General features: G+C 30.5%; 3 protein-coding genes. All 3 read right to left on the reverse strand.

Annotated features, from left to right (window positions below; all coding sequences use genetic code 11):
* Positions 1 to 138 precede the first annotated feature (138 nt).
* Positions 139 to 894: a hypothetical protein gene (locus FGF67_RS16740; protein ID WP_139698904.1), complete on the reverse strand. Its 756-nt coding sequence runs from the start codon at positions 892 to 894 to the stop codon at positions 139 to 141.
* 143 nt (positions 895 to 1,037) lie between these two features.
* Positions 1,038 to 1,421, reverse strand: a complete 384-nt coding sequence (locus FGF67_RS16745) for a hypothetical protein (RefSeq protein ID WP_139698905.1) — start codon at positions 1,419 to 1,421, stop codon at positions 1,038 to 1,040.
* Complete coding sequence (locus FGF67_RS16750) at positions 1,405 to 1,662, reverse strand: hypothetical protein (protein ID WP_139698906.1); 258 nt, start codon at positions 1,660 to 1,662, stop codon at positions 1,405 to 1,407. The genes FGF67_RS16745 and FGF67_RS16750 overlap by 17 nt, the downstream gene beginning before the upstream one ends.
* Between the last annotated feature and the right edge of the window lie 267 nt (positions 1,663 to 1,929).

Below are 1,929 nucleotides of genomic sequence, written 5' to 3' on the forward strand. Positions count from 1 at the left end.
TTATTAGCCCCAGAAAGCATCTTGATTTTAGATGGTGAATAACTACCAAAAACAACAAACGCCCTGAAAATAGGCGTTTGTAATTCAAGTTTTTATAAAATTATGGGCTCGTGCAACGGCTACCAATGTTGGCAATAGTTATTTTTTAAAACAATTTTTATTGTAATGTAGATTCACTTTTAATAAAACTTCATTAATTAATTGATTAACTCTATCCGCATAATTTATATCGTTGTTATTTTTATAAATATAGTTTTTTAAAGTTGTTTCCATAAGAGGAATTGTCTTAGTCATTGGCTCATTAAGGCAAGAATCAAAAACTTCTTTGAAATTTGTTCTGTCAAATGTTTTGTCAGCCATACAGTTGCAAAAATCATCTTTAATCAAGTCCGCAAAATACTCCGAATGTTTGTCAAGTTTGAAAATAGGCCATTTTACTACAAAAGCATCGTTGTCTATTTGGATAATCATAATTCTAGTATGGTCAGGTAATTTGTCTATTGAAAAACGATTAACCACAAAAGGACTTCCTTTGTGTTTATATGGGTAAGTGTCCAAAAAAACATTTAGAGTGTCATTAATCACTTCGTCAAACCCTGAACTAATATTCACTCCAATATTTTGCAAGACATTCTCGCTTTTTAGAAATAATGTGTCTGAATTTATTTTCAGTTTTATATATCTTAATTTAGAGTTTTTAAGATGCTCGAGCTTTATTTTTTTGATTTCGAAACTTTTAACTTTTTTGACTTGTTTATAATCATCTTTATATTCAATTATTAGCTCTTTTTCTGTTATACTATCAGCTCCTTTTAAATTCAGATAAAATTTTTGAGCAAATACGAAATTCGAAAAAAGCAAAAAGGTTAATAGTAGGTTATTCAGTTTCTTCATAATTATTGCCAACGGTTGGTATAAGAATAGTGCGGTTTTGTGTCCGAGGATTTTCCGTAGGAAAATCAGAGTGACCAAATACGCACTAGCCTTTGATTAAGTATTAAATTTAGCATTATTTTTATACTTTGTTGTAACCAGTTTTATTCTTTTTCTATTAATTCTATTATTTCATCAAGATTCAGTTCCATCATTCTTTTGTGAACATATGCACCAAAAACAATGAACGCAGTTGTTAATGGAAGTCCGATTAAAATTCCATTTTGATATATAAATCCGATTGTCCACAATGTTAAAAAAATCAGTACAGCAATCAGAAGAGTTCTCTTAGGTTTAACTGTTAATTTAACCTCTGGAATGTTTAAGTCGCAAATAAAGTCATAAAACACCTTTCCAGAAATCAAGATTTTTTGGTTTACAAATACCATTTTTTTGCAATCAAATTTTTTTAATGATTCCGATAATTCCGATTCCGATTTTTTTGTTTGTATAGTTCTGTCAATTTGGAACTTATTCGTTAGGGTCATATAATTTGGGGTTTACTCCAGCCAGTGTTGATATAGCAAGAACTATTAAAATCAAAAAACCGACACCTAAATAAAACGCTTTGTAGTAATATTTCTTAATTCCGCTTTTAGGGTCAATTTCATCAAGAATTTGTTCATATGTTATTTTACGTCCCTTAATTTTGTAATAAATCAGTAAAAGAAATGCACCAATGTAACCAATGATTAATTGTTTGACTATAATATTATAAAGCTGGTTCATTCGGTTTTCTCAAATTGGTTACAACGGTCTCGGCTATGAGTAGTTGCGTGTTTTAGCACCTAACTTTGCAAGTACACACCAAACTGAAAATCCGCGAGGATTTTCAGAAGTAGGCGAGAACCAGCAATTACTTATAGCCATTGTAGCCGTTGCACGAGCCCATAATTTTATAAAAACTTGAATTACAAACGCCTATTTTCAGGGCGTTTGTTGTTTTTGGTAGTTATTCACCATCTAAAATCAAGATGCTTTCTGGGGCTAATAACA

This window comes from Allotamlana fucoidanivorans (genome assembly GCF_006265225.1).
GTDB classification, from domain to species: domain Bacteria; phylum Bacteroidota; class Bacteroidia; order Flavobacteriales; family Flavobacteriaceae; genus Allotamlana; species Allotamlana fucoidanivorans.

Coding starts and splice junctions, on each gene's coding strand:
- FGF67_RS16740 (WP_139698904.1), bottom strand. CDS start 894: ATGAAGAAACTGAATAACCTACTATTAACCTTTTTGCTTTTTTCGAAT.
- FGF67_RS16745 (WP_139698905.1), bottom strand. CDS start 1,421: ATGACCCTAACGAATAAGTTCCAAATTGACAGAACTATACAAACAAAA.
- FGF67_RS16750 (WP_139698906.1), bottom strand. CDS start 1,662: ATGAACCAGCTTTATAATATTATAGTCAAACAATTAATCATTGGTTAC.